A 26,529-nucleotide genomic window follows, 5' to 3' on the forward strand; every position below is an offset into this window, starting at 1 on the left:
CCAAATCCTTTTATTCTATCCATTGGTTTAAGCGGTAAAAGATAAATGTGTTGAAGGTATAAAATAAAGTCACCAAAGCTTCGGAATATAAAAATGAGAATATATTTAGATAAGAGAAATCAATGGGATGTGTTTATTCATTTAAGGGGCCATTAGAGATACAAGCCGAAAGTTAGCTGAGAGTACTCTCCTTACTTATTTCCCTTTCTTAGTGATCTACTTCACCTTTTAAACCTGGTTGCCGAATTTTGTTATTTACTCTGACAAAAAATTGCCACGATAAGGGCAGTTTTAGCGGAGGCGGTGAGCAATGGAAAAAGAACGCATTATTCAGGAATTTGTGCCGGGGAAACAGGTCACGCTGGCGCATCTCATTGCGCACCCCGGCGAGGAATTAGCGAAAAAGATCGGCGTTCCCGAAGCGGGCGCTATCGGCATCATGACGCTGACGCCAGGCGAAACCGCGATGATTGCCGGTGACTTAGCCATGAAGGCGGCGGATGTACATATCGGTTTTCTCGATAGATTCAGCGGCGCACTGGTGATCTACGGTTCGGTAGGCGCAGTAGAAGAAGCGTTATTACAGACGGTAAGCGGTCTGGGTCGATTATTAAATTTCACTTTGTGCAACCTGACAAAAAGTTAATCAGAGGCGGCGATGAAACGTATTGCATTTGTCGGTACGGTGGGGGCGGGGAAAACCACGCTCTTTAATGCGCTACAGGGGAATTATTCCCTCGCCAGAAAAACACAGGCCGTGGAGTTTAATGAAAATGGCGATATCGATACGCCAGGGGAATATTTTAGCCATCCGCGCTGGTATCACGCCTTAATTACTACGCTGCAGGATGTCGATACGTTGATTTATATACACGCGGCAAATGATAAAGAAAGTCGCTTACCTGCCGGGCTGTTGGATATCGGCGCCAGTAAACGACAAATCGCCGTTATCAGCAAAACGGACATGCCGGATGCCGACGTCGCCGCAACGCGACAACTACTTCGCGGGATGGGGTTTCAGGAGCCGATTTTTGAGCTCAATAGCCATGACCCGCGCAGCGTGCAGCACCTGGTGGATTATCTGACTGAGCTCAGCCAAAAGGAGGAAAGGGCAGGTGAAAAAACTCATCACAGCTAACGATATTCGTGCGGCCCACGCACGCGGTGAACAGGACGTATCGGTTGTTCTGCGCGCCAGCATCATCACCCCGGAGGCGCGCGAAGTTGCGGCGCTGCTGGGCGTCACTATCACGGAATGCGATGAATCCGCACCGGCAGCCGTATCAACGTCTACGGCAGCACCTGCGGCGGCGGATGACGGCAAAACGGAAAGCCAGCGCATTCGCGAAACCATCATTGCGCAGTTACCGGAAGGGCAGTTTACCGAAAGCCTGGTCGCCCAACTGATGGACAAAGTTATGAAGGAGAAGCAGTCGCTGGAACAGGGCGGAATGCAGCCGAGCTTTAACTCGGTAACCGGCAAAGGCGGCGTCAAAGTCATCGACGGCAGCAGCGTGAAGTTTGGTCGTTTTGACGGCGCGCAGCCGCACTGCGTGGGCTTAACCGATCTGGTGACCGACCAGGACGGTAGCAGTATGGCCGCCGGGTTTATGCAGTGGGATAACGCCTTTTTCCCATGGACGCTGAACTACGACGAAATCGACATGATTCTGGAAGGCGAGCTGCACGTTCGCCACGAAGGCGAAACCATGATTGCAAAAGCCGGGGACGTAATGTTTATCCCGAAAGGTTCCAGCATCGAATTTGGTACGCCATCGACGGTGAAGTTTCTGTATGTGGCCTGGCCTGCGAACTGGCAGTCCTGCTAAGGCGGATGTATGAAGGATTTCATTACCGAAGCATGGCTCAGAGCGAATCATACGCTCAGCGAAGGGGCTGAAATTCATCTCCCCGCTGACGCTCGCCTGACGCCGTCTGCCCGGGAATTACTGGAAAGCCGACATCTGCGTATTAAGTTTATCGACGAGCAGGGCAGCCTGTTTATTGATGACGAAGAACAGCAGCCGCAGCCGGTGCATGGATTAACCAGCAGTGATACGCATCCACAGGCCAGCTGCGAACTGTGCCATCAACCGGTGGCGAAGAAACCGGACACCCTGACGCATCTGACGGCGGACAAGATGGTCGCCAAAAGTGACCCTCGGCTGGGATTTCGCGCCGCGCTGGACAGCACCATCGCCCTGGCCGTGTGGTTGCAGATTGAGATGGCAGAACAGTGGCAGCCGTGGCTGGCGGATATCCGCTCGCGCCTGGGCAATATTATGCGCGCTGACGCCATGGATGAGCCGCTGGCAGCACAAGCTGTCGTGGGGTTAAGTGACGAAGATTTACACCGTCTTTCGCATCAACCGCTGCGCTATCTGGATCACGACCATCTGGTGCCTGAAGCCAGCCACGGACGCGATTGCGCGCTACTTAATCTGTTGCGTACCAAAGTTCGTGAAACGGAGACGGTGGCGGCCCAGGTGTTCATCACTCGCAGTTTTGAAGTTATGCGACCGGACATCATGCAGGCGCTCAACCGCCTTTCCAGTACGGTCTACGTGATGATGATTCTGAGCGTTGCGAAGCATCCGCTGACGGTTAACCAAATTCAACAGCGACTGGGGGAGAAGCAATGATCATTGAACGTGCTCGTCAACTCGCCCAACGCTCACCGGCACGGGTGGTGTTCCCGGATGCGCTGGATGTCCGGGTGCTGAAGGCGGCGAATTACCTGCATCAGCACGGTCTGGCACATCCCATTCTCGTCGCCAGTCCGTTTGCGCTGCGCCAGTTTGCCCTCAGCCACCGGGTGGCAATGGATGGCATTCAGGTTATCGATCCGCAAAGCAACCTGCCAATGCGCGAAGAATTTGCGCTGCGCTGGCTGGCCCGTGCGGGAGATAAAACGCCTGCAGATGCGCTGGAAAAACTCAACGATCCGCTGATGTTTGCCGCCGCAATGGTCAGCGCGGGCAAAGCAGACGTCTGTATTGCGGGCAATCTCTCATCAACAGCGAACGTGCTGCGTGCCGGATTACGCATTATCGGGCTACAGCCTGGCTGTAAAACGCTGTCGTCAATTTTCCTGATGCTGCCGCAGTACCTTGGGCCGTCATTAGGGTTTGCCGATTGCAGCGTCGTGCCGCAGCCCACCGCCGCACAGTTGGCGGATATTGCGATTGCCAGCGCACAGACATGGCAGGCCATTACCGGTGAAGAGCCGCGCGTGGCCATGCTGTCGTTTTCAAGTAATGGCAGTGCTCGTCATCCTAACGTTGCTAACGTGCAGCAGGCGACCGAGATCGTTCGTGAGCGTGCCCCGCAGCTTACCGTGGACGGAGAACTGCAATTTGATGCCGCCTTTGTTCCGGATGTCGCTGCGCAAAAAGCGCCCGCCAGCCCGTTAAAGGGCAATGCCAATGTGATGGTCTTCCCATCGCTGGAGGCAGGCAATATTGGCTACAAAATCGCTCAGCGTCTGGGAGGGTATCGCGCAGTAGGTCCGTTGATTCAGGGGCTTGCCGCACCGCTTCATGATCTCTCTCGTGGCTGTAGCGTACAGGAAATTATCGAACTGGCGTTGGTGGCAGCAGTGCCGCGCCAGACTGACATGAGTCGTGAAAACGCCTCGCACACACTGGTTGTTTAGGTCCCGTTCTGGACCCCTTAATGAGAGGAAAACACAATGGAAGCATTAGGAATGATTGAAACCCGGGGCCTGGTTGCACTGATTGAGGCTTCTGACGCAATGGTTAAAGCGGCACGCGTGAAACTGGTTGGCGTGAAGCAGATCGGTGGCGGTCTGGTCACTGCCATGGTCCGTGGCGACGTAGCGGCATGTAAAGCCGCAACGGACGCAGGTGCTGCGGCTGCACAGCGTATTGGCGAGCTGGTTTCAGTACACGTGATCCCACGTCCGCACGGCGATCTGGAAGAAGTGTTCCCGATCAGCTTTAAAGGCGACAGCAACGACATGTAAGTCGTCCATGTGACGCCACAGACTTCATTGCTGGCGTCACCCTCTCTCCTTTTCACATTACCTTCTGCGGAGGGTAGGGGGAGGTTTTACCTGAAATATGCCACGGAGGCGCGTATGAAACTGGCAATCGTTACAGGACAAATTGTTTGTACCGTACGCCATCAGGGGCTCGCGCACGACAAGTTGCTGATGGTGGAAATGATTGACGCCCAGGGAAATCCCGACGGGCAATGTGCTGTTGCTATCGACAGCATCGGGGCGGGAACCGGAGAGTGGGTGCTGCTGGTCAGCGGAAGCTCCGCCCGTCAGGCGCACCGGAATGAATCATCGCCTGTCGATCTGTGCGTGATTGGCATTGTCGATGAAGTGGTGGCAGGTGGTCAGGTGATCTTCCATAAATAAGGCAGAAAATCATGAATCAACAGGATATTGAACAGGTCGTGAAAGCGGTACTGCTGAAAATGAAAGACAGCAGCCAACCCGTCAGTGCCGTTCAAGAAATGGGCGTTTTTGCCTCCCTGGATGACGCAGTGGCGGCAGCAAAACTAGCCCAGCAGGGGCTGAAAAGCGTCGCCATGCGCCAACTGGCTATCACGGCTCTACGTGAGGCGGGCGAAAAGCACGCCAGAGAATTAGCGGAACTTGCCGTCACTGAAACCGGCATGGGACGTGTCGAAGATAAATTTGCCAAAAACGTGGCGCAGGCGCGCGGCACGCCGGGTGTGGAATGCCTGTCTCCACAGGTTCTGACCGGCGATAACGGTATGACGCTGATTGAAAACGCGCCGTGGGGCGTGGTGGCCTCGGTAACCCCATCCACCAACCCGGCCGCGACCGTCATTAACAACGCCATCAGCCTGATTGCCGCTGGTAACAGCGTGGTTTTCGCACCGCATCCGGCGGCGAAAAAAGTCTCTCAGCGCGCTATCACTCTGCTTAACCAGGCGGTGGTTGCCGCAGGCGGTCCGGCAAACCTGTTGGTGACGGTTGCCAACCCGGATATCGAGACTGCCCAGCGTCTGTTCAAGTACCCAGGTATCGGCCTGCTGGTGGTGACCGGTGGTGAAGCCGTAGTGGACGCCGCGCGTAAGCACACCAACAAACGTCTGATTGCCGCTGGTGCGGGTAATCCGCCAGTGGTGGTTGATGAAACGGCTGACCTGGCACGCGCGGCGCAGTCGATAGTCAAAGGTGCATCGTTTGACAACAACATCATCTGCGCCGACGAAAAAGTGCTGATCGTGGTCGATAGCGTCGCTGATGAACTGATGCGTCTGATGGAAAGCCAGCATGCGGTGAAACTGACCGCGGCTCAGGCCGAACAGCTGCAGCCGGTGCTGCTGAAAAATATCGATGAGCGCGGTAAAGGCACGGTCAGTCGTGACTGGGTCGGGCGCGATGCCGGAAAAATCGCTGCGGCGATTGGTCTGAACGTACCGGAGCAAACCCGTCTGTTATTCGTCGAAACCTCAGCGACGCATCCGTTTGCCGTTACCGAACTGATGATGCCGGTGCTGCCGGTCGTACGGGTTGCCAACGTCGATGAAGCCATTGAACTGGCGGTCAAGCTGGAAGGCGGCTGCCACCATACGGCGGCGATGCACTCGCGCAATATCGAAAATATGAACCGTATGGCAAACGCCATTGATACCAGCATCTTCGTTAAGAACGGACCGTGCATTGCCGGTCTTGGACTGGGCGGTGAAGGCTGGACCACGATGACCATTACCACACCAACCGGGGAAGGGGTGACCAGTGCGCGTACGTTTGTGCGTCTGCGTCGCTGTGTGTTGGTAGACGCCTTCAGAATTGTATAAGGAGTAAATGAGATGGCGCACGACGAACAACGTTGGTTGACACCCAGACTGCTAAAAGCGGCAACGCTATGTAACCAGACGCCCGCAAAGAGCGATTCACCGCTGTGGTTGGGCATTGATTTGGGAACGTGTGATGTGGTGTCGATGGTTGTGGACAGTGACGGACAACCGGTCGCGGTTTGCCTGGACTGGGCCGATGTCGTGCGCGATGGCATCGTCTGGGATTTCTTTGGTGCGGTGACCATCGTTCGTCGCCATCTCGATACGCTCGAACAACAGCTGGGTTGCCGTTTTACCCATGCTGCAACCTCGTTTCCACCGGGAACTGACCCACGCATCTCTATTAACGTGCTGGAGTCTGCCGGGCTTGAAGTGAGCCATGTCCTCGACGAACCAACCGCGGTGGCGGATCTGTTGCAGCTTGATAACGCCGGCGTGGTGGATATTGGTGGTGGCACTACCGGGATTGCAATTGTTAAACAGGGAAAAGTGACTTACTCCGCTGATGAAGCGACCGGCGGGCACCATATCTCTCTGACGCTGGCCGGGAACCGTCGTATCCAGTTGGAGGAAGCCGAGCAGTACAAGCGCAGCAATGGCAAAGAAATCTGGCCGGTGGTGAAGCCTGTCTACGAAAAGATGGCGGAAATCGTGGCGCACCATATTGCCGGACAGAGTGTCGCTGATTTGTGGCTGGCGGGTGGCTCCTGTATGCAGCCAGGCGTTGATGAACTGTTCCGTAAGCGTTTCCCGGAGCTGCAGGTGCATTTACCCCAGCACAGCCTGTTTATGACTCCGCTGGCGATTGCAAACAGCGGAAAAGAAAAAGCGGAAGGAATCTATGCAAGCTGAATTGCAGACCGCGCTCTTTCAGGCATTCGATACCCTGAATCTGCAACGCGTAAAAACGTTTAGCGTTCCCCCGGTTACGTTATGTGGACTGGGAGCGCTCAGTACCTGCGGACAGGAAGCACAAACGCGCGGACTGACGCATATGTTCGTCATGGTTGACAGCTTTCTGCATCAGGCGGGGATGACCGCCGCACTGGAACGCAGCCTGGCGATGAAAGGTGTGGCAATGACGCTGTGGCCATGCCCGGTAGGCGAACCGTGCATTACGGACGTCTGCGCGGCAGTCGCGCAGCTGCGTGAATCAAAGTGCGATGGCGTCGTGGCTTTTGGCGGCGGCTCCGTACTGGATGCCGCCAAGGCAGTGGCGTTGCTGGTGACCAATCCCACCCAGACGCTGGCTGACATGGACGAGCGCAGCGTGTTACGCCCGCGTCTGCCGCTGATTGCCGTACCGACTACCGCCGGAACGGGCTCAGAAACCACGAACGTCACGGTGATTATTGACGCCGCGACCGGACTCAAAAAAGTGCTGGCCCACGCAACCCTGATGCCGGATGTGGCGATCCTTGACGCCGCATTGACGGAAGGCGTGCCTGCGCACGTAACGGCGATGACCGGGATTGATGCACTGACGCACGCCGTTGAAGCGTATAGCGCACTGAACGCGACGCCGTTTACCGACAGCCTGGCGATTGGTGCGATAGCGATGATCGGTAAATCGCTGCCGAAGGCCGTCGGCTACGGTCAGGATCTGGCGGCGCGCGAAAGCATGCTGCTGGCTTCCTGTATGGCCGGGATGGCGTTTTCCAGCGCTGGGCTTGGCCTGTGCCATGCGATGGCGCACCAGCCGGGGGCGACGTTGCACATTCCACACGGACAGGCTAACGCCATGCTGCTTCCTACGGTAATGGGGTTCAACCGCATGGTGTGTCGTGAGCGCTTCAGCCATATCGGACGCGCGTTAACCAACAAGAAATCGGACGATCGTGATGCTATCAACGCGGTCAGCGAGTTGATTAGCGAAGTGGGCCAGACCAAACGACTCTCTGACGTTGGGGCAAAGCCCGAGCAGTACAGCGCATGGGCTCACGCCGCGCTGGAGGATATTTGTATTCGCAGTAACCCACGCACCGCCACGCAGACACAGATCATCGACCTGTACGCGGCTGCCGGGTAATGCCTGTAGGCCGGATAAGGTGCTCGCACCGCCATCCGGCAATAACACGGCGTTAATGCCGGAGGCGACGTAAACGTCTTATCCGGCCTACAAATCACAAATGACAGGGAGTAGGGGCTATGGGAATTAACGAAATCATCATGTACATCATGATGTTCTTTATGCTGATTGCCGCCGTGGACAGGATCCTGTCGCAGTTCGGCGGTTCGGCACGCTTCCTCGGTAAATTCGGTAAGAGTATTGAGGGATCGGGCGGCCAGTTTGAAGAAGGTTTTATGGCGATGGGCGCACTGGGTCTGGCGATGGTTGGTATGACCGCGCTGGCGCCGGTTCTGGCGCATGTGCTCGGGCCGGTGATTATTCCGCTGTATGAAATGTTGGGCGCGAACCCGTCGATGTTTGCCGGAACGCTGCTGGCGTGCGATATGGGCGGCTTCTTCCTGGCGAAAGAACTGGCGGGCGGCGACGTTGCGGCGTGGCTGTACTCTGGCCTGATCCTCGGGGCGATGATGGGGCCGACGCTGGTCTTCTCCATTCCGGTTGCGTTGGGGATTATTGAACCGTCTGACCGTCGTTATCTGGCGCTGGGCGTGCTGGCGGGTATTGTCACCATTCCGATTGGTTGTATTGCGGGCGGTTTGATTGCGATGTACTCCGGTGTCGAAATCAACGGGCAGCCGGTGGAGTTCACCTTCGCGCTGATCCTGATGAATATGATCCCGGTGTTGATCGTGGCTGTGCTGGTGGCGCTGGGACTGAAATTCATCCCGGAAAAAATGATCAACGGCTTCCAGATCTTCGCGAAATTCCTGGTGGCGCTGATCACCATCGGCCTGGCAGCAGCGGTGGTTAAATTCCTGCTCGGCTGGGAGCTGATCCCAGGTCTTGATCCTATCTTCATGGCTCCGGGCGACAAGCCGGGTGAAGTGATGCGCGCCATCGAAGTTATCGGTTCTATTTCCTGCGTACTGCTCGGTGCGTATCCAATGGTACTGCTGCTGACTCGCTGGTTTGAAAAACCGCTGATGAGTGTCGGTAACCTGTTAAAAATCAATAATATTGCGGCTGCCGGCATGGTCGCGACGCTGGCGAACAACATCCCAATGTTCGGCATGATGAAGAATATGGATACCCGCGGCAAAGTGATCAACTGCGCCTTTGCGGTCTCCGCGGCCTTTGCATTGGGTGACCACTTAGGCTTCGCCGCTGCCAACATGAACGCGATGATCTTCCCGATGATTGTCGGCAAGTTGATTGGCGGCGTGACGGCGATTGGTGTGGCTATGCTGTTAGTGCCGAAAGATGAAGATGTGCCAGCAGAAGTAGAAACCAACCCGGAGGCGCAATCGTGAATACTCGCCAGCTACTGAGCGTCGGTATCGATATCGGCACCACCACCACTCAGGTCATTTTCTCGCGCCTTGAGCTGGTCAACCGTGCGGCAGTGTCGCAGGTGCCGCGCTACGAATTCATCAAACGCGAAATTAGCTGGCAAAGCCCGGTGTTCTTTACCCCCGTTGATAAGCAGGGCGGGTTAAAAGAGGCCGAACTTAAGGCGCTAATCCTCGCCCAGTATCAGGCGGCGGGTATTGCGCCTGAGACTGTCGATTCCGGCGCGATCATCATCACCGGAGAAAGTGCCAAAACCCGCAATGCGCGACCGGCGGTGATGGCGCTCTCTCAGTCGCTGGGGGATTTTGTGGTGGCCAGCGCCGGTCCGCATCTGGAATCGGTGATTGCCGGTCACGGTGCGGGGGCACAAACCCTGTCCGAGCAGAAGTTGTGCCGCGTACTGAATATCGACATCGGTGGCGGTACGTCGAACTACGTTCTGTTCGATGCCGGAAAGGTCAGCGGTTCGGCTTGCCTCAACGTCGGCGGACGATTGCTGGAAACGGACGGCCAGGGGCGCGTTGTGCATGCGCATCAGCCGGGGCAGATGATTGTTGATGACGTATTTGGTCCGGGCACTGATGCCCGAACTCTCAATGCGGCGCAGCTTGTTCAGGTAGCCCGACGGATGGCGGCGCTGATTGTGGAGGTGATCGACGGCACGTTATCACCGCTGGCACAGGCGCTGATGCAAACCGGCCTGTTACCGGCGGGCATGAAACCGGAAGTGATTACGTTGTCCGGCGGGGTGGGCGAGTGCTACCGCAACCAACCCGCCGACCCGTTCTGTTTTTCCGACATTGGCCCGCTGTTAGCGACGGCTCTGCATGAACATCCGCGCCTGCGTGAGATGAACGTGCAGTTCCCGGCGCAAACCGTGCGCGCCACGGTGATTGGCGCTGGTGCACATACGCTGTCGCTTTCGGGCAGCACTATCTGGCTGGAAGGTGTGGCGCTTCCGCTGCGCAATCTGCCGGTGGCGATTCCGGTTGATGAGGCTGATTTGGTGGCCGCCTGGCAACAGGCGCTAATGCAGCTCGATCTTGACCCGCAAACAGACGCCTACGTGCTGGCGCTGCCCGGTTCACTGCCGGTGCGCTACGCCGCGCTGTTAACGGTGATTGATGCGCTGCTGGCCTTCGTCGCGCGCTATCCGAATCCGCATCCCCTGCTGGTGGTAGCCGAGCAGGATTTTGGTAAGGCCCTGGGCATGCTGTTACGCCCACAGTTACAGCAACACCCGCTGGCAGTCATCGATGAGGTGGTTGTCCGGGCGGGGGACTATATCGACATTGGTACGCCTCTTTTTGGCGGATCGGTTGTGCCGGTGACGGTGAAATCACTCGCATTTCCTTCCTGAGGGAACGACTTATGAAACTAAAGACCACATTGTTCGGCAATGTTTATCAGTTTAAGGATGTTAAAGAGGTGCTGGCAAAAGCCAACGAACTGCGTTCGGGGGATGTGCTGGCAGGAGTGGCTGCAACCAGTTCGCAGGAGCGCGTGGCGGCCAAGCAGGTACTGTCGGAAATGACGGTGGCGGATATCCGCAATAACCCGGTGATTTCCTATGAAGAGGACTGTGTAACGCGTCTGATTCAGGATGACGTCAACGAAACGGCATATAACCGTATCAAAAACTGGAGTATCAGCGAGCTGCGCGAGTACGTGCTGAGCGATGAAACCTCCGTTGATGACATTGCGTTTACGCGCAAAGGGTTAACGTCGGAAGTGGTCGCTGCGGTAGCAAAAATCTGCTCTAACGCGGACCTGATCTACGGCGGTAAGAAAATGCCGGTGATCAAAAAGGCCAATACCACCATCGGTCTGCCGGGCACCTTCAGCTGCCGTTTACAGCCGAACGACACCCGTGATGACGTGCAGAGTATTGCGGCACAAATCTACGAAGGGCTGTCCTTCGGGGCGGGCGATGCGGTGATTGGTGTTAACCCGGTAACGGATGACGTGGAAAACTTAAGCCGCGTACTGGATACCGTGTACGGCGTTATCGACAAATTCAACATCCCGACCCAGGGCTGCGTACTGGCACACGTGACTACCCAGATCGAAGCGATTCGTCGCGGTGCGCCGGGCGGGCTGATTTTCCAGAGTATCTGCGGTAGCGAAAAAGGCTTAAAAGAGTTTGGCGTTGAGCTGGCCATGCTGGATGAAGCTCGTGCAGTGGGCGCTGAGTTCAACCGTATCGCCGGGGAAAACTGCCTGTACTTCGAAACCGGGCAAGGGTCTGCGCTTTCCGCGGGCGCGAACTTCGGCGCCGATCAGGTGACGATGGAAGCACGTAACTACGGGCTGGCGCGCCACTACGATCCGTTCCTGGTGAACACCGTGGTGGGCTTTATCGGGCCGGAGTATCTCTACAACGACCGTCAGATTATTCGTGCCGGTCTGGAAGATCACTTCATGGGCAAGCTGAGCGGCATCTCAATGGGCTGCGACTGCTGCTACACCAACCATGCTGATGCTGACCAGAACCTTAACGAAAACCTGATGATTCTGCTCGCCACCGCTGGCTGCAATTACATCATGGGCATGCCGCTCGGTGACGACATCATGCTCAACTATCAGACTACCGCCTTCCACGACACCGCGACCGTGCGTCAGCTGCTGAACCTGCGTCCGTCGCCGGAGTTTGAACGCTGGCTGGAAACCATGGGCATTATGGCAAACGGTCGCCTGACCAAACGGGCGGGCGATCCGTCACTGTTCTTCTGATGACGCGGGGATGACACACGATGGATCAAAAACAGATTGAAGAAATTGTACGCAGCGTAATGGCGTCAATGGGTGAGTCTCAACCGCAGGCTCAAGAATCGTCAGCACCAGCAAAATGCAGCACCACGCAGTGCGCCGCGCCGACCGGTGAAAGCTGTGCGATGGACTTAGGCTCAGCCGAAGCCAAAGCATGGATTGGCGTTGAGAATCCGCACCGCGCAGAGGTATTGACCGAACTGCGCCGTAGCACCGCTGCGCGTGTATGTACCGGTCGTGCCGGTCCTCGTCCGCGTACCCAGGCGCTGCTGCGTTTCCTGGCTGACCACTCACGTTCGAAAGATACGGTATTGAAAGAAGTGCCGGAAGAGTGGGTAAAAGCCCAGGGGCTGCTGGAAGTGCGCTCGGAAATCAGCGACAAAAACCTGTATCTGACGCGTCCGGACATGGGGCGTCGTCTGAGTGCGGAAGCCATTGAAGCACTGAAATCACAGTGTGTAATGAATCCGGATGTGCAGGTGATTATTTCTGATGGCCTGTCTACCGACGCGATTACCGCCAACTACGAAGAGATCCTGCCGCCGCTGTTGTCGGGCTTAAAACAGGCTGGATTGAAAGTCGGGACGCCGTTCTTTGTTCGCTATGGGCGCGTGAAAATCGAAGATCAGATCGGCGAACTGCTGGGTGCAAAAGCGGTAATCCTGCTGGTTGGTGAACGTCCGGGCCTCGGTCAGTCGGAAAGTCTTTCTTGCTACGCCGTCTATTCGCCGCGTGTGGCAACCACCGTTGAGGCTGACCGTACCTGTATCTCGAACATTCACCAGGGCGGTACGCCACCGGTTGAAGCGGCGGCGGTGATTGTGGATTTGGCCAAGCGCATGCTGGAGCAAAAAGCATCCGGCATCAATATGACCCGTTAAGGAGGCATCATGCCAGCATTAGATTTAATTAGACCTTCAGTCACCGCGATGCGTGTGATTGCCTCGGTAAATGACGGTTTTGCCCGCGAACTTAAATTACCGCCACATATACGTAGCCTCGGACTCATCACAGCAGACTCTGATGACGTGGCGTATATTGCCGCAGACGAAGCGACAAAACAGGCAATGGTCGAAGTGGTTTATGGCCGCTCGCTGTATGCCGGTGCGGCGCACAGTCCCTCTCCAACCTCGGGTGAAGTGCTGATTATGCTCGGTGGACCAAACCCAGCCGAAGTTCGCGCAGGTCTGGACGCGATGGTGGCCAATATTGAAAGCGGGGCGGCATTCCAGTGGGCGAATGACGCAGAAGATACCGCCTTCCTGGCGCATGTGGTTTCGCGCACCGGTTCGTATCTTTCCGCGACCGCAGGATGCCGACTGGGCGATCCGATGGCGTATCTGGTGGCACCGCCGCTGGAAGCGACATTTGGTATTGATGCCGCGCTGAAATCTGCCGATGTACAACTGGTGACCTATGTACCACCGCCGTCAGAAACCAACTATTCAGCCGCGTTTTTGACCGGTAGCCAGGCCGCTTGTAAAGCCGCATGTAACGCCTTTGCCGATGCCGTTCTGGATATTGCCCGCAATCCAATCCAGCGCGCGTAAGAGAGGTAGTGATGATCAATGCACTGGGATTACTGGAAGTGGATGGCATGGTGGCTGCCGTGGACGCGGCGGATGCCATGCTGAAAGCCGCGAACGTGCGTCTGCTTAGCCACGAAGTGCTCGATCCTGGTCGGCTGACGCTGGTGGTGGAAGGCGATCTGGCGGCATGCCGCGCAGCGCTGGATGCTGGCAGTGCAGCCGCAGCGCGTACGGGCCGTGTTATCAGCCGTAAGGAAATAGGCCGGCCGGACGATGACACCCAGTGGCTGATCGGCGGTTTTAAACGCCAGCCGAAGAAACCTGAACAGAAGCCAGAAGCGAAAACAGAAGTGAAACCAGAGAAGACGCAAGACGCCCCAGTGACGTCTGAATCCTCTGCCCAACTTTTGACGCTGTTAGCATCGGTCCGTCAAGGAATGACGGCAGGGGAAGTGGCCGCCCACTTTGGCTGGTCACTTGATGAAGCCAGAAAAGCGCTGGAACAGCTCTTTTCTGACGGAGCGTTGCGTAAACGCAGTAGTCGCTATCGCTTAAAAAATTAACCTGTCGGAGGGCCGGGGGCTTCGTTGAAGCTTCCGGCTTAAAAGATCATGAAAAAGAAACGTACTGCAAACTTGCACCATCTTTATCATGAAGCATTACCCGAAGACGTTAAACTGACGCCGAAAGTGGAAGTGGACAACGTTCACCAACGGCGAACAACGGATGTGTATGAGCACGCGCTGACGATTACCGCCTGGCAGCAGATCTACGACCAGTTGCATCCGGGGAAATTTCATGGCGAGTTCACGGAAATCCTGCTCGACGATATTCAGGTGTTCCGTGAATACACCGGACTGGCGCTGCGTCAGTCGTGCCTTGTCTGGCCAAACTCATTTTGGTTTGGCATTCCGGCCACGCGCGGCGAGCAGGGATTTATTGGTACCCAGTGTTTGGGGAGCGCTGAAATTGCCACCCGCCCAGGCGGGACGGAGTTTGAACTGAGTACACCGGATGACTACACCATTTTGGGTGTTGTCATTTCGGAAGAGGCCATTGCTCGTCAGGCCAATTTCCTGCATAACCCGGAAAGGGTGTTGCATATGCTGCGCAATCAGTCGGCGCTGGAAGTTAAAGAACAACACAAAGCCGCGCTATGGGGCTTTGTGCAGCAGGCGCTGGCGACGTTTAGTGAAAACCCGGAAAACCTCCATCAACCTGCGGTACGTAAGGTCTTGAGCGATAACCTGCTGCTGGCGATGGGCACTATGCTGGAAGAAGCGCAGCCGATTATGACTGCGGAGAGCATCAGCCATCAGAGTTATCGTCGCTTGCTGTCGCGTGCGCGCGAATATGTGCTGGAAAATATGTCAGAGCCGCTGACCGTGCTCGACTTATGCAATCAGTTGCACGTTAGCCGCCGGACGTTGCAAAACGCCTTTCACGCGATCCTCGGTATTGGCCCGAATGCCTGGTTGAAACGTATTCGCCTGAACGCTGTGCGCCGTGAGTTGATAAGTCCATGGTCGCAGAGTACGACGGTGAAAGACGCCGCCATGCAGTGGGGGTTCTGGCATTTAGGGCAATTTGCCACCGACTACCAGCAGCTGTTTGCGGAGAAACCATCGTTGACGCTGCATCAGCGTATGCGCCAGTGGGCATGATGAGACTATTGTGCCGGATGCGACGCTAACGCGTCTTATCCGGCCTACGGGTTTGCCGTTGTTGTAGGCCTGATAAGCGTAGCGCCATCAGGCAATTACACCCAGTCGCGGACCTGAATAAACTCGCTAAGGGCAGCTTCCGGGCTGTTTGCTTCCGGCTGCCAGTCATACTCCCAGCGTACCAGCGGCGGCATCGACATCAGAATCGATTCCGTGCGTCCGCCGGTTTGCAAACCGAACAACGTGCCGCGATCCCACACCAGATTAAATTCCACATAGCGCCCACGACGATAAAGCTGGAAATTACGCTCGCGCTCGCCCCAGCTCATCATTTTGCGGCGTTCGACGATGGGCAGATACGCCTCGGTGTAACCTTGACCTACTGCCTGCATAAAAGCGAAGCAGTGGTCGAAATCAGGGGTATTCAAATCATCGAAAAACAGCCCGCCAATGCCGCGCTGCTCGTTGCGGTGCTTGAGGAAGAAGTAGTCATCGCACCACTTTTTGTAACGTGGATAAACGTCATCGCCAAACGGCTGGCACAGATCCCGCGCCGTGCGATGCCAGTGAACCGCATCCTCATCAAAGCCGTAGTAGGGCGTTAAGTCAAAGCCGCCGCCAAACCACCACACGGGATCGGCCCCCGGTTTTTCCGCGATAAAAAACCGTACGTTGGCATGGCTGGTTGGAATGTAGGGATTCTGCGGGTGCACCACCAGCGAGACGCCCATCGCTTCAAAGCTGCGCCCGGCAAGCTCCGGGCGATGCGCGGTAGCCGAGGCTGGCATTGCATCGCCGTGGACGTGAGAGAAGTTGACACCTGCTTGCTCGAAAATACCGCCGTTACGCAACACCCGACTGCGCCCGCCGCCGCCCGCTTCGCGCTGCCAGTTATCTTCAACAAACTCGCTGCCGTCTACGGCGGATAACTGCTGGCAAATTTCATCCTGCAGGCTGAGCAGGAACTGTTTTACGCGCTGTGCATCGGGCTTCATGGTTAACGTTTCTTCGAGTGGGCTTTCTGGTTATCAAACCAGTGGAAATAGCTGATGATGCCATTGGCAATCGCGGTGGCGATTTTCTGACGAAACGCTGCCGTACCCAGTAATCGTTCTTCTTCCGGGTTGGTGATGAACGAGGTTTCGACCAGTACTGAAGGAATTGATGGTGATTTTAGCACCACGAAGGCGGCCTGCTCCGTGCTGCGACTGTGCAGACGGTGTACCGGCTTGATCTTCTTAAGAATATGCGAGCCTAACGTCAGGCTGTTTTTTATGGTGTCAGTTTGCACCAGATCGAACAGCACCTGCTGCAACAAATGATCTTTGTCAGTGGCCTTTTTTCCGGCGACTTCATCGGCCCGGTTTTCACGATCGGATAGATATTTCGCCATGGCGCTACTGGCGCCGCGATTGGATAAGGCAAAGACCGAAGCACCCGCAGCGCTCGGATTGGTAAAACCGTCGGCGTGTATCGACATGAACAGATCGGCACCATGTTTGTGGGCGATCTCGACGCGATCGTAGAGCGGAATAAACGTATCGCCGGAGCGGGTCAGGCGTGCATCAATCCCTTGGTTGCGTAGGATCGAGCGCACGTTTTTGGCAATAGCTAACACAACGTGCTTTTCTTTCGAGCCGTTGCGACCAATTGCGCCGGTATCAATCCCTCCGTGCCCCGGATCAAGGACAACAACGCGCTTAGCACCGGATTTTTTCGCTTTCGGTTTGCTGTGTCCATTACTGGTCTTTAGCGCTTCTTCTTTAGCGATGGCTTGCGACATGCCTGACAGCGTCAGGGCGGCCAGCCCGGCTTTCAGCACCTGGCGGCGCGATGTGAGTGTTTTTAGTGGTTTAAAAGTGCTCATACGGCCTGAGTTGTAAAAAAAAGGTTCTAAACGTTATATCGTATCGCGTAGTCCGTTGCGACGGATCGAGATAAGAATTGTTTTACTTTTCATTTCAATACGTGACAATTCCGTATTATGCCATTTTTTCCGCCGCTTCGCGTCAGATATTGGCTAAATCAGCCGTTCGCGCCATAATCGCTTTTTAACGTCCTGAAAAGGTACCCAATACCATGGAAATACGCGTTTTTCGCCAGGAAGATTTCGAAGAGGTGATTACCCTCTGGGAGCGTTGTGATTTGCTGCGTCCATGGAACGACCCCGAAATGGACATCGAACGTAAAGTCAATCATGACGTCAGCTTGTTCCTCGTTGCTGAAGTGAACGGCGAGGTGGTCGGCACGGTGATGGGCGGATACGACGGGCATCGCGGTTCCGCCTATTACCTGGGCGTGCATCCTGAGTTTCGCGGACGCGGTATTGCCAATGCGCTGCTCAACCGGCTGGAGAAAAAGCTCATTGCCCGCGGTTGTCCGAAGATTCAAATCATGGTGCGTGACGATAACGACGTCGTACAGGGCATGTATGAACGTCTGGGCTATGAACATGCGGATGTACTCAATCTGGGCAAGCGTTTGATCGAAGATGAAGAGTACTGAGTTTCATCCGGCCGACTATGATGGTCATGGGCGTCTGCGCCTGCCTTTTCTCTTCTGGTGCGTACTGCTGTTGCAGGCACGCACCTGGGTTTTGTTTGTGATTGCCGGTTCTTCCCGTGAGCAGGGCAACACCTTGCTGAATCTGTTTTATCCCGATCATGACGCATTCTGGCTGGGGTTGCTTCCCGGCGTTCCCGCCGTGTTGGCGTTTTTACTCAGCGGGCGACGCTTTGCGTTTCCGGTGATCTGGCGCTGGCTGCGTGGATTATTGATTCTCGCTCAACTAGTGCTGCTGTGCTGGCAGCCGGTGATGTGGCTGGCAGGCGATCCGCTCAATGGCGTCGGGCTGGCGCTGCTGGTGGCGGATATTGTCGCGCTGATCTGGCTGTTAACCAATCAACGTCTGCGCGCCTGTTTTTCCCTTGAGAAAGAATAACGGCACTTTTTGGGGAAACCGGACTCCAAGCAACGTTGATAAATAAGGAAGGAAGTGAAATGAAATCACTGCGTTTGACTTTATGCGCGATGCCGCTGCTACTGGCCGGGTGTTCAACGTTGTCCTCGGTGAACTGGTCTGCCGCCAATCCGTGGAACTGGTTTGGTTCTTCAACGCAGGTCACAGAGCAGGGCGTCGGAGCGTTAACGGGCGCTACGCCGCTGGATGAAAAAGCCATTGCTGATGCGCTGGACGGTGATTACCGCCTGCGTAGCGGAATGAAGACCGATAACGGTAATGTGGTGCGCTTCTATGAAGCGATGAAAGACGACAAGCTGGCGATAGTCATCAACGGCAGCCAGGGAACCATCAGTCGTATTGATATATTAGATCACGATATTTCGTCAGCCGCGGGTGTCGAAATCGGTACACCGTTTAGCGACCTTTACACTAAAGCTTTCGGTAATTGCCAAAAAGCAACCGGCGATGACAGCGCGGGCGTTGAGTGTAAAGCTGAGGGAAGTCAACATATTAGCTATATTTTTTCCGGTGAATGGAGCGGGCCTGAGGATATAATGCCGTCTGACGACACGCTGAAAGCGTGGAAAGTAAGCAAAATTATCTGGCGGCGTTAATTTGCGTCTGAACAAATCGGCTTGTTAAAAAAACAGGTAGAATAGCGCCCATCAATGCCACGATGTCGTGGCATCTTTTTTTCAGGAGGAACAATGTCTCAGGTTCAGAGTGGCATTTTGCCAGAACATTGCCGTGCGGCGATTTGGATTGAAGCCAATGTTAAAGGCGACGTTGATGCCCTGCGTGCGGCCAGCAAAACCTTCGCCGATAAGCTGGCGACCTTTGAAGCTAAGTTCCCGGATGCGCATCTGGGCGCGGTTGTCGCTTTTGGCAACAACACCTGGCGTGCATTGAGCGGCGGCGTCGGTGCTGAAGAGTTAAAAGACTTTATCCCTTACGGTAAAGGTCTGGCACCAGCAACCCAATATGACGTGTTGATCCATATTCTCTCTTTGCGTCATGACGTGAATTTCTCCGTTGCGCAGGCGGCAATGGAAGCATTTGGCGACTGTATTGAAGTCAAAGAAGAAATCCACGGTTTCCGTTGGGTCGAAGAGCGCGATCTCAGCGGCTTTGTTGACGGTACGGAAAATCCGGCAGGCGAAGAAACGCGCCGTGAAGTTGCCGTTATCAAAGATGGCGTGGATGCCGGTGGCAGCTATGTATTTGTACAGCGTTGGGAACATAACCTGAAGCAGCTTAATCGCATGAGCATCCATGACCAGGAAATGATGATTGGTCGCACCAAGGAAGCCAACGAAGAGATCGACGGTGATGACCGTCCGGTCACCTCTCACCTGAGCCGTGTTGACCTCAAAGAAGACGGTAAAGGGCTGAAAATTGTGCGCCAGAGCCTGCCATACGGTACTGCCAGCGGCACGCATGGTCTCTATTTCTGCGCCTACTGCGCTCGTCTGCACAACATTGAACAACAATTGCTGAGCATGTTTGGTGACACTGACGGTAAGCGTGATGCGATGCTGCGCTTCACCAAACCGGTAACCGGCGGCTATTACTTTGCACCGTCGCTGGACCGTTTAATGGCGCTGTAATGGTGAGCTGATCCTGTTATCGGCCACGAAATAGACATCCCCGCATCGTCGGGGATTTTTTTTACCTGAGATTAACCTGATTTAGTGAGCTATTCCTCAGCACTAATTTGTTATTGCTGTATCTTCTGCGTGAATGAAGCGAAGGCTTCATATTCAAAAGGAGAATATTGAAATGGGAAAACTCACGGGCAAAACAGCATTGATTACGGGCGCATCTCAGGGTATTGGCGAGGGTATCGCCAGAACGTTTGCCCGCCATGGTGCGAACTTAATCCTGCTGGATATCTCCGATGAGATTGAAAAACTGGCGGATGAGTTGGCTGGGCGTGGGCACCGTTGCACAGCCGTTCACGCTGACGTCAGAGATTTTGCGTCGGTCAAGGAAGCGGTGACGCGCGCGAAGCAGATTGAAGGCAAAATCGATATTCTGGTGAACAATGCCGGCGTATGCCGCCTCGGCAACTTCCTTGATATGAGCGATGAAGATCGCGATTTTCACATTGATATCAACATTAAAGGCGTCTGGAACGTGACGAAAGCCGTTCTGCCGGAGATGATTGCGCGCAAAGATGGGCGCATCGTGATGATGTCATCGGTGACCGGCGATATGGTTGCTGACCCGGGCGAAACGGCCTACGCGCTGTCGAAAGCCGCGATCATCGGTTTGACCAAATCCCTGGCGGTAGAATATGCGCAGTCCGGCATTCGCGTGAATGCCATTTGCCCTGGCTACGTTCGTACGCCGATGGCGGAAAGCATTGCGCGTCAGTCTAACCCGGAAGATCCTGAATCCGTTTTAGTCGAAATGGCGAAAGCGATCCCAATGCGTCGTCTGGCCTGCCCGCTTGAGGTCGGCGAACTGGCGGCGTTCCTGGCATCGGATGAGTCCAGTTATTTAACTGGCACGCAAAACGTGATTGATGGCGGCAGCACTTTGCCTGAAAGCGTAAGCGTCGGCGTCTGATTGATGCCGGTCTCCTCCCCATGTGCTGGGGAGGAGGTACCCCTTATTCTCTTTTCAACTTTCAAATCATCAAACGGTATATAAAACCGTTACTCCTTTAGCACTGGTTATAAATATGATGACCATAAGAAAGTCATTTAATTTATAAGGGTGCGCAATGGCCGTTAACTTACTGAAAAAAAGAACACTGACGCTGGCAGCCATGCTGTTGCTGGTGGGGCAGGCGCAGGCAACGGAACTGCTGAACAGTTCATACGATGTTTCCCGCGAGCTGTTTGCCGCCCTTAATCCGCCGTTTGAACAGCAATGGACGAAGGATAACGGCGGCGACAAACTGACGATTAAACAATCTCATGCCGGGTCATCAAAACAGGCGTTGGCGATTTTGCAGGGGCTGAAAGCTGACGTCGTGACCTATAACCAGGTGACCGACGTGCAGATCCTGCATGACAAAGGCAAGTTGATCCCTGCCGACTGGCAAAGCCGCCTGCCGAATAACAGTTCGCCATTCTATTCCACCATGGCGTTTTTGGTGCGTAAGGGCAACCCGAAGAATATCCACGAATGGAACGATCTGGTTCGCCCGGACGTGAAGCTGATTTTCCCGAACCCGAAAACCTCCGGTAACGCACGCTATACCTATCTGGCAGCGTGGGGCGCGGCAGATAAAGCGGACGGTGGGGATAAAGCTAAAACCGAACAGTTCATGACCCAGTTTCTGAAAAACGTGGAAGTATTTGATACCGGCGGTCGTGGTGCAACTACCACCTTCGTGGAGCGCGGTCTGGGCGACGTACTGATTACCTTTGAATCGGAAGTGAACAATATCCGTAAACAGTATGAAGACCAGGGCTTCGAAGTGGTGGTGCCGAAGGTCAACATTCTGGCGGAGTTCCCGGTGGCCTGGGTAGATAAAAATGTGCAGGCCAACGGTACTGAAAAAGCGGCGAAAGCCTACCTGAACTGGCTGTACAGCCCGCAGGCGCAAACCATCATTACCGATTTCTACTACCGCGTGAATAACCCACAGGTAATGGACAAGCTGAAAGATAAATTCCCGCAGACCGAATTGTTCCGTGTGGAAGATAAGTTTGGCTCGTGGCCTGAAGTGATGAAAACACACTTTGTCAGCGGCGGTGAGCTGGACAAACTGCTGGCGGCGGGGCGTAAGTAAATGTTTGCTGTTTCTTCCCGACGCGTGCTGCCCGGCTTCACTTTGAGCCTGGGCACCAGCTTACTGTTTGTCTGCCTGATATTGCTGCTGCCGCTGAGCGCGCTGGTGATGCAACTGGCGCAAATGAGCTGGGCGCAATACTGGGATGTGATTACCAATCCGCAGGTGGTGGCGGCTTATAAAGTGACGCTGCTGTCGGCGTTTGTGGCGTCGATTTTTAACGGCGTGTTCGGTTTGCTGATGGCGTGGATATTAACCCGCTATCGCTTTCCGGGCCGTACGCTGTTGGATGCGCTGATGGACCTGCCGTTTGCACTGCCTACGGCGGTGGCAGGTCTGACGCTGGCGTCACTGTTTTCGGTTAATGGCTTCTACGGCGAGTGGCTGGCGAAGCTGGATATCAAGGTGACCTACACCTGGCTCGGTATCGCGGTAGCGATGGCCTTTACCAGCATTCCGTTTGTGGTGCGTACTGTGCAACCAGTACTGGAAGAGTTAGGCCCGGAATATGAAGAAGCAGCTGAAACACTCGGTGCTACGCGCTGGCAAAGTTTCCGTAAAGTAGTGCTGCCGGAGCTGTCTCCCGCGCTGGTGGCTGGCGTTGCGCTGTCGTTTACCCGCAGCCTCGGTGAGTTTGGCGCGGTTATTTTTATCGCCGGAAACATCGCATGGAAGACGGAAGTGACCTCGCTGATGATTTTTGTTCGCTTGCAGGAGTTTGACTACCCGGCCGCCAGCGCGATTGCTTCTGTGATCCTCGGGGCTTCGTTGTTGCTGCTGTTTTCAATTAACACTCTGCAAAGTCGCTTTGGTCGACGTGTGGTAGGTCACTGATGGCAGACATTACCCAATTGAAACGCTATGGCGCACCCCGCATCAACTGGGGGAAATGGTTCCTGATCGGCACGGGCATGCTGGTCTCCGCGTTTATTTTGCTGGTGCCGATGATTTACATCTTCGTGCAGGCGTTCAGCAAGGGATTAATGCCGGTATTACAGAATCTGGCGGACCCGGACATGCTGCATGCCATCTGGCTGACGGTGCTGATTGCGCTGATTGCGGTGCCGGTGAACCTGGTGTTTGGCGTGTTGCTGGCCTGGCTGGTGACCCGTTTTAACTTCCCTGGACGCCAACTATTGCTGACGTTGCTGGATATTCCATTTGCTGTCTCGCCGGTGGTTGCCGGCCTGGTCTATCTGCTGTTTTACGGCTCTAACGGCCCGCTTGGCGGATGGCTGGATGAGCATAACCTGCAAATTATGTTTGCCTGGCCGGGGATGGTGCTGGTGACAGTGTTCGTGACCTGTCCGTTTGTGGTGCGTGAGCTGGTGCCGGTGATGTTAAGCCAGGGTAGCAATGAAGATGAAGCGGCTGTGCTGCTTGGCGCGTCCGGCTGGCAGATGTTCCGCCGCGTGACGCTGCCGAATATCCGTTGGGCATTGCTGTACGGTGTGGTGTTGACCAACGCCCGTGCGATTGGTGAGTTTGGCGCGGTGTCAGTGGTTTCCGGCTCGATTCGCGGCGAAACCTTATCGCTGCCGCTACAGATTGAATTACTGGAGCAGGACTACAACACGGTCGGCTCCTTTACCGCCGCGGCGCTATTAACGCTGATGGCGATTATTACCCTGTTTTTGAAGAGCATGTTGCAATGGCGTCTGGAGAACCAGGAAAAACGCGCGCAGCAGGAGGAAAATCATGAGCATTGAGATTGCCAATATTAAGAAGTCTTTTGGTCGCACCCAGGTGCTGAACGATATCTCGCTGGATATTCCTTCAGGTCAGATGGTCGCGCTGCTGGGGCCGTCTGGCTCGGGCAAAACCACGCTACTGCGCATTATTGCCGGGCTGGAGCATCAGTCCAGCGGGCATATCCGTTTTCACGGCACCGACGTCAGCCGATTGCACGCCCGCGACCGTAAGGTGGGGTTCGTATTCCAGCACTATGCGCTGTTTCGTCATATGACCGTTTTCGACAATATCGCGTTTGGTCTGACGGTCCTGCCACGGCGTGAGCGCCCGAATGCGGCGGCCATTAAAGCAAAAGTCACCAAACTGCTGGAAATGGTTCAACTGGCTCATCTGGCGGACCGTTTCCCGGCACAGCTCTCCGGCGGGCAAAAACAGCGCGTGGCGTTGGCGCGTGCGCTGGCGGTAGAGCCGCAGATCCTGCTGCTCGACGAGCCGTTTGGCGCGCTTGATGCGCAGGTGCGTAAAGAGCTGCGTCGCTGGCTGCGCCAGCTGCATGAAGAGCTGAAGTTTACCAGCGTGTTTGTGACCCACGACCAGGAAGAAGCGACGGAAGTCGCAGACCGCGTGGTGGTGATGAGTCAGGGTCATATCGAGCAGGCTGATGCGCCGGATCAGGTCTGGCGCGAACCGGCTACCCGTTTTGTTCTGGAATTTATGGGTGAGGTTAACCGCTTGCAGGGAACGATTCGCGGTGGGCAATTCCACGTGGGCGCACACCGCTGGCCGCTGGGTTATACGCCTGGTTATCAGGGACCGGTGGATCTGTTCCTGCGTCCGTGGGAAGTGGACGTGAGCCGTCGTACCAGCCTGGATTCGCCGTTGCCGGTACAGGTGCTGGAAGCCAGCCCGAAAGGACACTACACCCAATTAGTTGTGCAACCGTTGGGGTGGTATAACGAACCGCTGACGGTCATCATGCAGGGCGATGATACCCCGAACCGCGGCGAACGGCTGTTTGTCGGGCTGCAAAATGCGCGCCTGTATAACGGAGACCAGCGGATTGAAACGCGTGAAGAGGAACTTGCCCTGGCGCAAAGTGCCTGATAGGTTAATTCGTATAGTTATCATCCGGTGGCGCTGTTCTTATCGGGCTTATCAGGTGCAGCATGACCTGTAGGCCGGGTAAGCGCAGCGCCACCCGGCATTTTATTGAGCTGAAAACGTGAACACATTAGAACAAACAATTGGCAATACGCCTCTGGTGAAATTACAACGTCTGGCGCCAGATAACGGCAGTGAAATTTGGGTCAAGCTGGAAGGCAATAATCCCGCAGGTTCGGTGAAAGACCGCGCCGCGTTGTCGATGATCGTCGAAGCGGAAAAGCGCGGAGAAATTAAGCCAGGCGACGTGCTGATTGAGGCTACCAGCGGTAATACCGGAATCGCGCTGGCAATGATCGCCGCGCTGAAGGGCTACCGTATGAAGCTGCTGATGCCAGACAACATGAGTCAGGAGCGCCGTGCGGCGATGCGCGCCTATGGTGCCGAGCTGATTCTGGTCACCAAAGAGCAGGGGATGGAAGGCGCGCGCGATTTAGCCCTTGAAATGGCGCAGCGTGGAGAAGGCAAGCTGCTGGATCAGTTTAATAATCCGGATAACCCGTACGCGCATTACACCACCACCGGACCGGAAATCTGGCAGCAGACGTCAGGTCGTATTACCCACTTTGTCTCCAGTATGGGAACGACGGGCACCATTACCGGTGTGTCGCGTTTTCTGCGTGAGCAAGAAAAAGCGGTCACTATCGTTGGCCTGCAGCCGGAAGAGGGCAGTAGTATTCCGGGAATTCGCCGCTGGCCTGCGGAATATATGCCGGGCATTTTTAACGCCTCGCTGGTGGATGAGGTGCTGGATATTCACCAGAACGATGCAGAAAACACCATGCGTGAACTGGCCGTGCGCGAAGGGATTTTCTGTGGTGTCAGTTCTGGCGGCGCGGTAGCGGGGGCGTTACGCGTGGCGCGTGCGACTCCGGGGTCAGTGGTCGTGGCGATCATCTGCGATCGCGGCGATCGCTACCTTTCAACCGGCGTGTTTGGCGAAGAGCACTTTAACCAGGGTTTAGGGATTTAGTTTTCAGGCCTGATAAGCATAGCGCCATCAGGCAAATGTGCGGCACGAGCGCCGGATGACGACGTAAAGCGTCTTATCCGGCCTGTCATGATCAATCGTTACGTTTTTCTACAAGCTTATCAAGGAATTGCCACAGCTTCTCATTCATCTGCTGATAATCCCATGCTCGCATCTCTTCAACAGAACGGATGAAGCGTTTGCCTTTAGCTTCCGCCAGTTCTTGTTCGGAGTGTTGAATAAGCCCTTCAATAGCATCTGCCGTAAACTCCATATGGCACTGAAAACCATAAACAAAATTACCGTATTGCACGATTTGTCGTGGGCAGCCCTCGCTAGCAGCAAGAATGGTCGCCTGGTCGGTTAATCCTGGCATGTCGTTGTGCCAGTGACCGACGGTAAGCGGTGAACCGAAATGGCTGAACAGCGGGTGCTGTTGACCGGCTTCGGTCAGAACGATAGGGTAGTGACCAATCTCTTTTTCTGGACTCTGGCACACCTTCGCACCCAGCGCTTCGCCGATTAACTGTGAACCCAGGCAGATCCCCACCACAATTTTACGTGCTGTAATCGCCTGGTTGATCAGATGCTGCTCGGCCTGAGAATCAAAGTACGGGCACTCTGCCAGCGTGGTTCGTGGTGACTGCGGACCGCCAAACACCACCAACATATCGAAATCATCGGCGTTCGCAGGGACCGCTTCTCCGGCATAAACGCGCGACCAGGTGATGGTATAGCCGCGTGATTCGGCCCACGGCAGATACGCGCCAGCAGATTCGAAAGACGCATGAATAACGAAATGAACTCGCACTTT

Annotated in this window: 30 protein-coding genes; 27 read left to right on the top strand and 3 right to left on the bottom strand. The window is 55.3% G+C overall.

The genetic code is table 11. From position 1 onward, the window contains the following. Window positions 1-310: 310 nt before the first annotated feature. From eutS to eutR, 17 genes are all read left to right on the top strand, one after another. A complete protein-coding gene (gene eutS / locus IB222_RS06635) occupies window positions 311-646 on the top strand; it encodes an ethanolamine utilization microcompartment protein EutS (protein ID WP_003037995.1) in 336 nt (111 codons plus the stop codon). Window positions 647-658: 12 nt separating this feature from the next. Then, the gene (eutP, locus tag IB222_RS06640) at window positions 659-1,138 is read left to right on the top strand and encodes an ethanolamine utilization acetate kinase EutP (RefSeq protein WP_003037998.1); all 480 of its coding nucleotides are present in this window, start codon (window positions 659-661) and stop codon (window positions 1,136-1,138) included. Beyond that, window positions 1,116-1,829, top strand: a complete 714-nt coding sequence (gene eutQ / locus IB222_RS06645; protein WP_148361671.1) for an ethanolamine utilization acetate kinase EutQ — start codon at window positions 1,116-1,118, stop codon at window positions 1,827-1,829. The genes eutP and eutQ overlap by 23 nt, the downstream gene beginning before the upstream one ends. Window positions 1,830-1,838: 9 nt before the next feature. After that, the gene (eutT, locus tag IB222_RS06650) at window positions 1,839-2,642 is read left to right on the top strand and encodes an ethanolamine utilization cob(I)yrinic acid a,c-diamide adenosyltransferase EutT (RefSeq protein ID WP_148361672.1); all 804 of its coding nucleotides are present in this window, start codon (window positions 1,839-1,841) and stop codon (window positions 2,640-2,642) included. Beyond that, window positions 2,639-3,655 (top strand): phosphate acetyltransferase, encoded by a 1,017-nt coding sequence (gene pta, locus IB222_RS06655; RefSeq protein ID WP_126317590.1) that lies wholly within the window; start codon window positions 2,639-2,641, stop codon window positions 3,653-3,655. The genes eutT and pta overlap by 4 nt, the downstream gene beginning before the upstream one ends. Before the next feature lie 36 nt (window positions 3,656-3,691). Then, window positions 3,692-3,985, top strand: a complete 294-nt coding sequence (gene eutM / locus IB222_RS06660; RefSeq protein ID WP_003835054.1) for an ethanolamine utilization microcompartment protein EutM — start codon at window positions 3,692-3,694, stop codon at window positions 3,983-3,985. Between the two features lie 114 nt (window positions 3,986-4,099). Then, the gene (gene eutN / locus IB222_RS06665) at window positions 4,100-4,387 is read left to right on the top strand and encodes an ethanolamine utilization microcompartment protein EutN (RefSeq protein WP_003038011.1); all 288 of its coding nucleotides are present in this window, start codon (window positions 4,100-4,102) and stop codon (window positions 4,385-4,387) included. Between the two features lie 11 nt (window positions 4,388-4,398). Beyond that, window positions 4,399-5,802: an aldehyde dehydrogenase family protein gene (locus tag IB222_RS06670; RefSeq protein ID WP_149385196.1), complete on the top strand. Its 1,404-nt coding sequence runs from the start codon at window positions 4,399-4,401 to the stop codon at window positions 5,800-5,802. Window positions 5,803-5,814: 12 nt separating this feature from the next. Next, window positions 5,815-6,654 carry an ethanolamine utilization protein EutJ gene (gene eutJ, locus IB222_RS06675; protein ID WP_063941690.1) on the top strand — a complete coding sequence of 280 codons (840 nt, stop codon included), beginning with the start codon at window positions 5,815-5,817 and terminating at the stop codon, window positions 6,652-6,654. Beyond that, complete coding sequence (gene eutG, locus IB222_RS06680) at window positions 6,644-7,831, top strand: ethanolamine utilization ethanol dehydrogenase EutG (RefSeq protein ID WP_148361673.1); 1,188 nt, start codon at window positions 6,644-6,646, stop codon at window positions 7,829-7,831. Before eutJ ends, eutG begins: the two co-directional genes overlap by 11 nt. Window positions 7,832-7,950: 119 nt before the next feature. Then, on the top strand, window positions 7,951-9,183 hold the full coding sequence (eutH, locus tag IB222_RS06685; protein ID WP_003835043.1) for an ethanolamine utilization protein EutH: 1,233 nt from the start codon (window positions 7,951-7,953) through the stop codon (window positions 9,181-9,183). Continuing rightward, entirely contained in the window at window positions 9,180-10,583 is a 1,404-nt protein-coding gene (gene eutA, locus IB222_RS06690; protein WP_003835041.1) for an ethanolamine ammonia-lyase reactivating factor EutA, read from the top strand. Before eutH ends, eutA begins: the two co-directional genes overlap by 4 nt. 11 nt (window positions 10,584-10,594) lie before the next feature. Further along, entirely contained in the window at window positions 10,595-11,956 is a 1,362-nt protein-coding gene (eutB, locus tag IB222_RS06695) for an ethanolamine ammonia-lyase subunit alpha (RefSeq protein WP_003038029.1), read from the top strand. A gap of 20 nt (window positions 11,957-11,976) precedes the next feature. Continuing rightward, the gene (eutC, locus tag IB222_RS06700; RefSeq protein WP_149281436.1) at window positions 11,977-12,873 is read left to right on the top strand and encodes an ethanolamine ammonia-lyase subunit EutC; all 897 of its coding nucleotides are present in this window, start codon (window positions 11,977-11,979) and stop codon (window positions 12,871-12,873) included. 9 nt (window positions 12,874-12,882) lie between these two features. Continuing rightward, on the top strand, window positions 12,883-13,542 hold the full coding sequence (gene eutL / locus IB222_RS06705; protein ID WP_003838537.1) for an ethanolamine utilization microcompartment protein EutL: 660 nt from the start codon (window positions 12,883-12,885) through the stop codon (window positions 13,540-13,542). An 11-nt stretch (window positions 13,543-13,553) separates the two neighbouring features. Next, on the top strand, window positions 13,554-14,084 hold the full coding sequence (eutK, locus tag IB222_RS06710) for an ethanolamine utilization microcompartment protein EutK (protein WP_123267688.1): 531 nt from the start codon (window positions 13,554-13,556) through the stop codon (window positions 14,082-14,084). Window positions 14,085-14,132: 48 nt separating this feature from the next. Further along, window positions 14,133-15,185 (top strand): HTH-type transcriptional regulator EutR, encoded by a 1,053-nt coding sequence (eutR, locus tag IB222_RS06715; RefSeq protein WP_149385197.1) that lies wholly within the window; start codon window positions 14,133-14,135, stop codon window positions 15,183-15,185. 95 nt (window positions 15,186-15,280) lie between these two features. On the opposite strand, the gene hemF is transcribed toward eutR, so the two are convergent. Both hemF and amiA read right to left on the bottom strand, forming a co-directional pair. Next, entirely contained in the window at window positions 15,281-16,180 is a 900-nt protein-coding gene (hemF, locus tag IB222_RS06720; protein WP_149385198.1) for an oxygen-dependent coproporphyrinogen oxidase, read from the bottom strand. 2 nt (window positions 16,181-16,182) lie between these two features. After that, window positions 16,183-17,052 (bottom strand): N-acetylmuramoyl-L-alanine amidase AmiA, encoded by an 870-nt coding sequence (gene amiA / locus IB222_RS06725; protein WP_003038046.1) that lies wholly within the window; start codon window positions 17,050-17,052, stop codon window positions 16,183-16,185. 212 nt (window positions 17,053-17,264) lie between these two features. On the opposite strand from amiA, the gene IB222_RS06730 reads away from it, so the two are divergent. The 10 genes from IB222_RS06730 (at window position 17,265) to cysM (ending at window position 25,718) form a co-directional block, all read left to right on the top strand. Continuing rightward, on the top strand, window positions 17,265-17,690 hold the full coding sequence (locus tag IB222_RS06730; protein ID WP_003038048.1) for a GNAT family acetyltransferase: 426 nt from the start codon (window positions 17,265-17,267) through the stop codon (window positions 17,688-17,690). Further along, window positions 17,677-18,126 carry a DUF2919 domain-containing protein gene (locus IB222_RS06735; RefSeq protein WP_003835027.1) on the top strand — a complete coding sequence of 150 codons (450 nt, stop codon included), beginning with the start codon at window positions 17,677-17,679 and terminating at the stop codon, window positions 18,124-18,126. Before IB222_RS06730 ends, IB222_RS06735 begins: the two co-directional genes overlap by 14 nt. 59 nt (window positions 18,127-18,185) lie before the next feature. Further along, window positions 18,186-18,761, top strand: a complete 576-nt coding sequence (locus tag IB222_RS06740) for an RpoE-regulated lipoprotein (protein WP_003835025.1) — start codon at window positions 18,186-18,188, stop codon at window positions 18,759-18,761. A gap of 93 nt (window positions 18,762-18,854) precedes the next feature. Continuing rightward, a complete protein-coding gene (yfeX, locus tag IB222_RS06745) occupies window positions 18,855-19,754 on the top strand; it encodes a porphyrinogen peroxidase (RefSeq protein ID WP_003835022.1) in 900 nt (299 codons plus the stop codon). A 172-nt stretch (window positions 19,755-19,926) separates the two neighbouring features. Further along, window positions 19,927-20,718, top strand: a complete 792-nt coding sequence (gene ucpA, locus IB222_RS06750; protein WP_003835020.1) for an SDR family oxidoreductase UcpA — start codon at window positions 19,927-19,929, stop codon at window positions 20,716-20,718. A gap of 157 nt (window positions 20,719-20,875) precedes the next feature. Then, window positions 20,876-21,892 (top strand): sulfate ABC transporter substrate-binding protein, encoded by a 1,017-nt coding sequence (locus IB222_RS06755; protein WP_149385199.1) that lies wholly within the window; start codon window positions 20,876-20,878, stop codon window positions 21,890-21,892. Continuing rightward, complete coding sequence (gene cysT / locus IB222_RS06760; protein ID WP_003038061.1) at window positions 21,893-22,726, top strand: sulfate/thiosulfate ABC transporter permease CysT; 834 nt, start codon at window positions 21,893-21,895, stop codon at window positions 22,724-22,726. It abuts the gene before it with no gap. Then, window positions 22,726-23,601, top strand: a complete 876-nt coding sequence (gene cysW / locus IB222_RS06765) for a sulfate/thiosulfate ABC transporter permease CysW (protein ID WP_003038064.1) — start codon at window positions 22,726-22,728, stop codon at window positions 23,599-23,601. The genes cysT and cysW overlap by 1 nt, the downstream gene beginning before the upstream one ends. Then, window positions 23,591-24,688, top strand: coding sequence for a sulfate/thiosulfate ABC transporter ATP-binding protein CysA (gene cysA, locus IB222_RS06770; RefSeq protein ID WP_126317596.1), 1,098 nt, complete (start codon window positions 23,591-23,593; stop codon window positions 24,686-24,688). The genes cysW and cysA overlap by 11 nt, the downstream gene beginning before the upstream one ends. Window positions 24,689-24,806: 118 nt before the next feature. Then, complete coding sequence (gene cysM / locus IB222_RS06775; protein ID WP_149385200.1) at window positions 24,807-25,718, top strand: cysteine synthase CysM; 912 nt, start codon at window positions 24,807-24,809, stop codon at window positions 25,716-25,718. A gap of 91 nt (window positions 25,719-25,809) precedes the next feature. Here cysM and IB222_RS06780 read toward each other — a convergent pair whose 3' ends face one another. Then, entirely contained in the window at window positions 25,810-26,526 is a 717-nt protein-coding gene (locus IB222_RS06780) for a type 1 glutamine amidotransferase (RefSeq protein WP_149385201.1), read from the bottom strand. Window positions 26,527-26,529 lie beyond the last annotated feature (3 nt).

It is taken from the genome of Citrobacter sp. C13, assembly GCF_014596815.2.
GTDB lineage: Bacteria > Pseudomonadota > Gammaproteobacteria > Enterobacterales > Enterobacteriaceae > Citrobacter > Citrobacter portucalensis.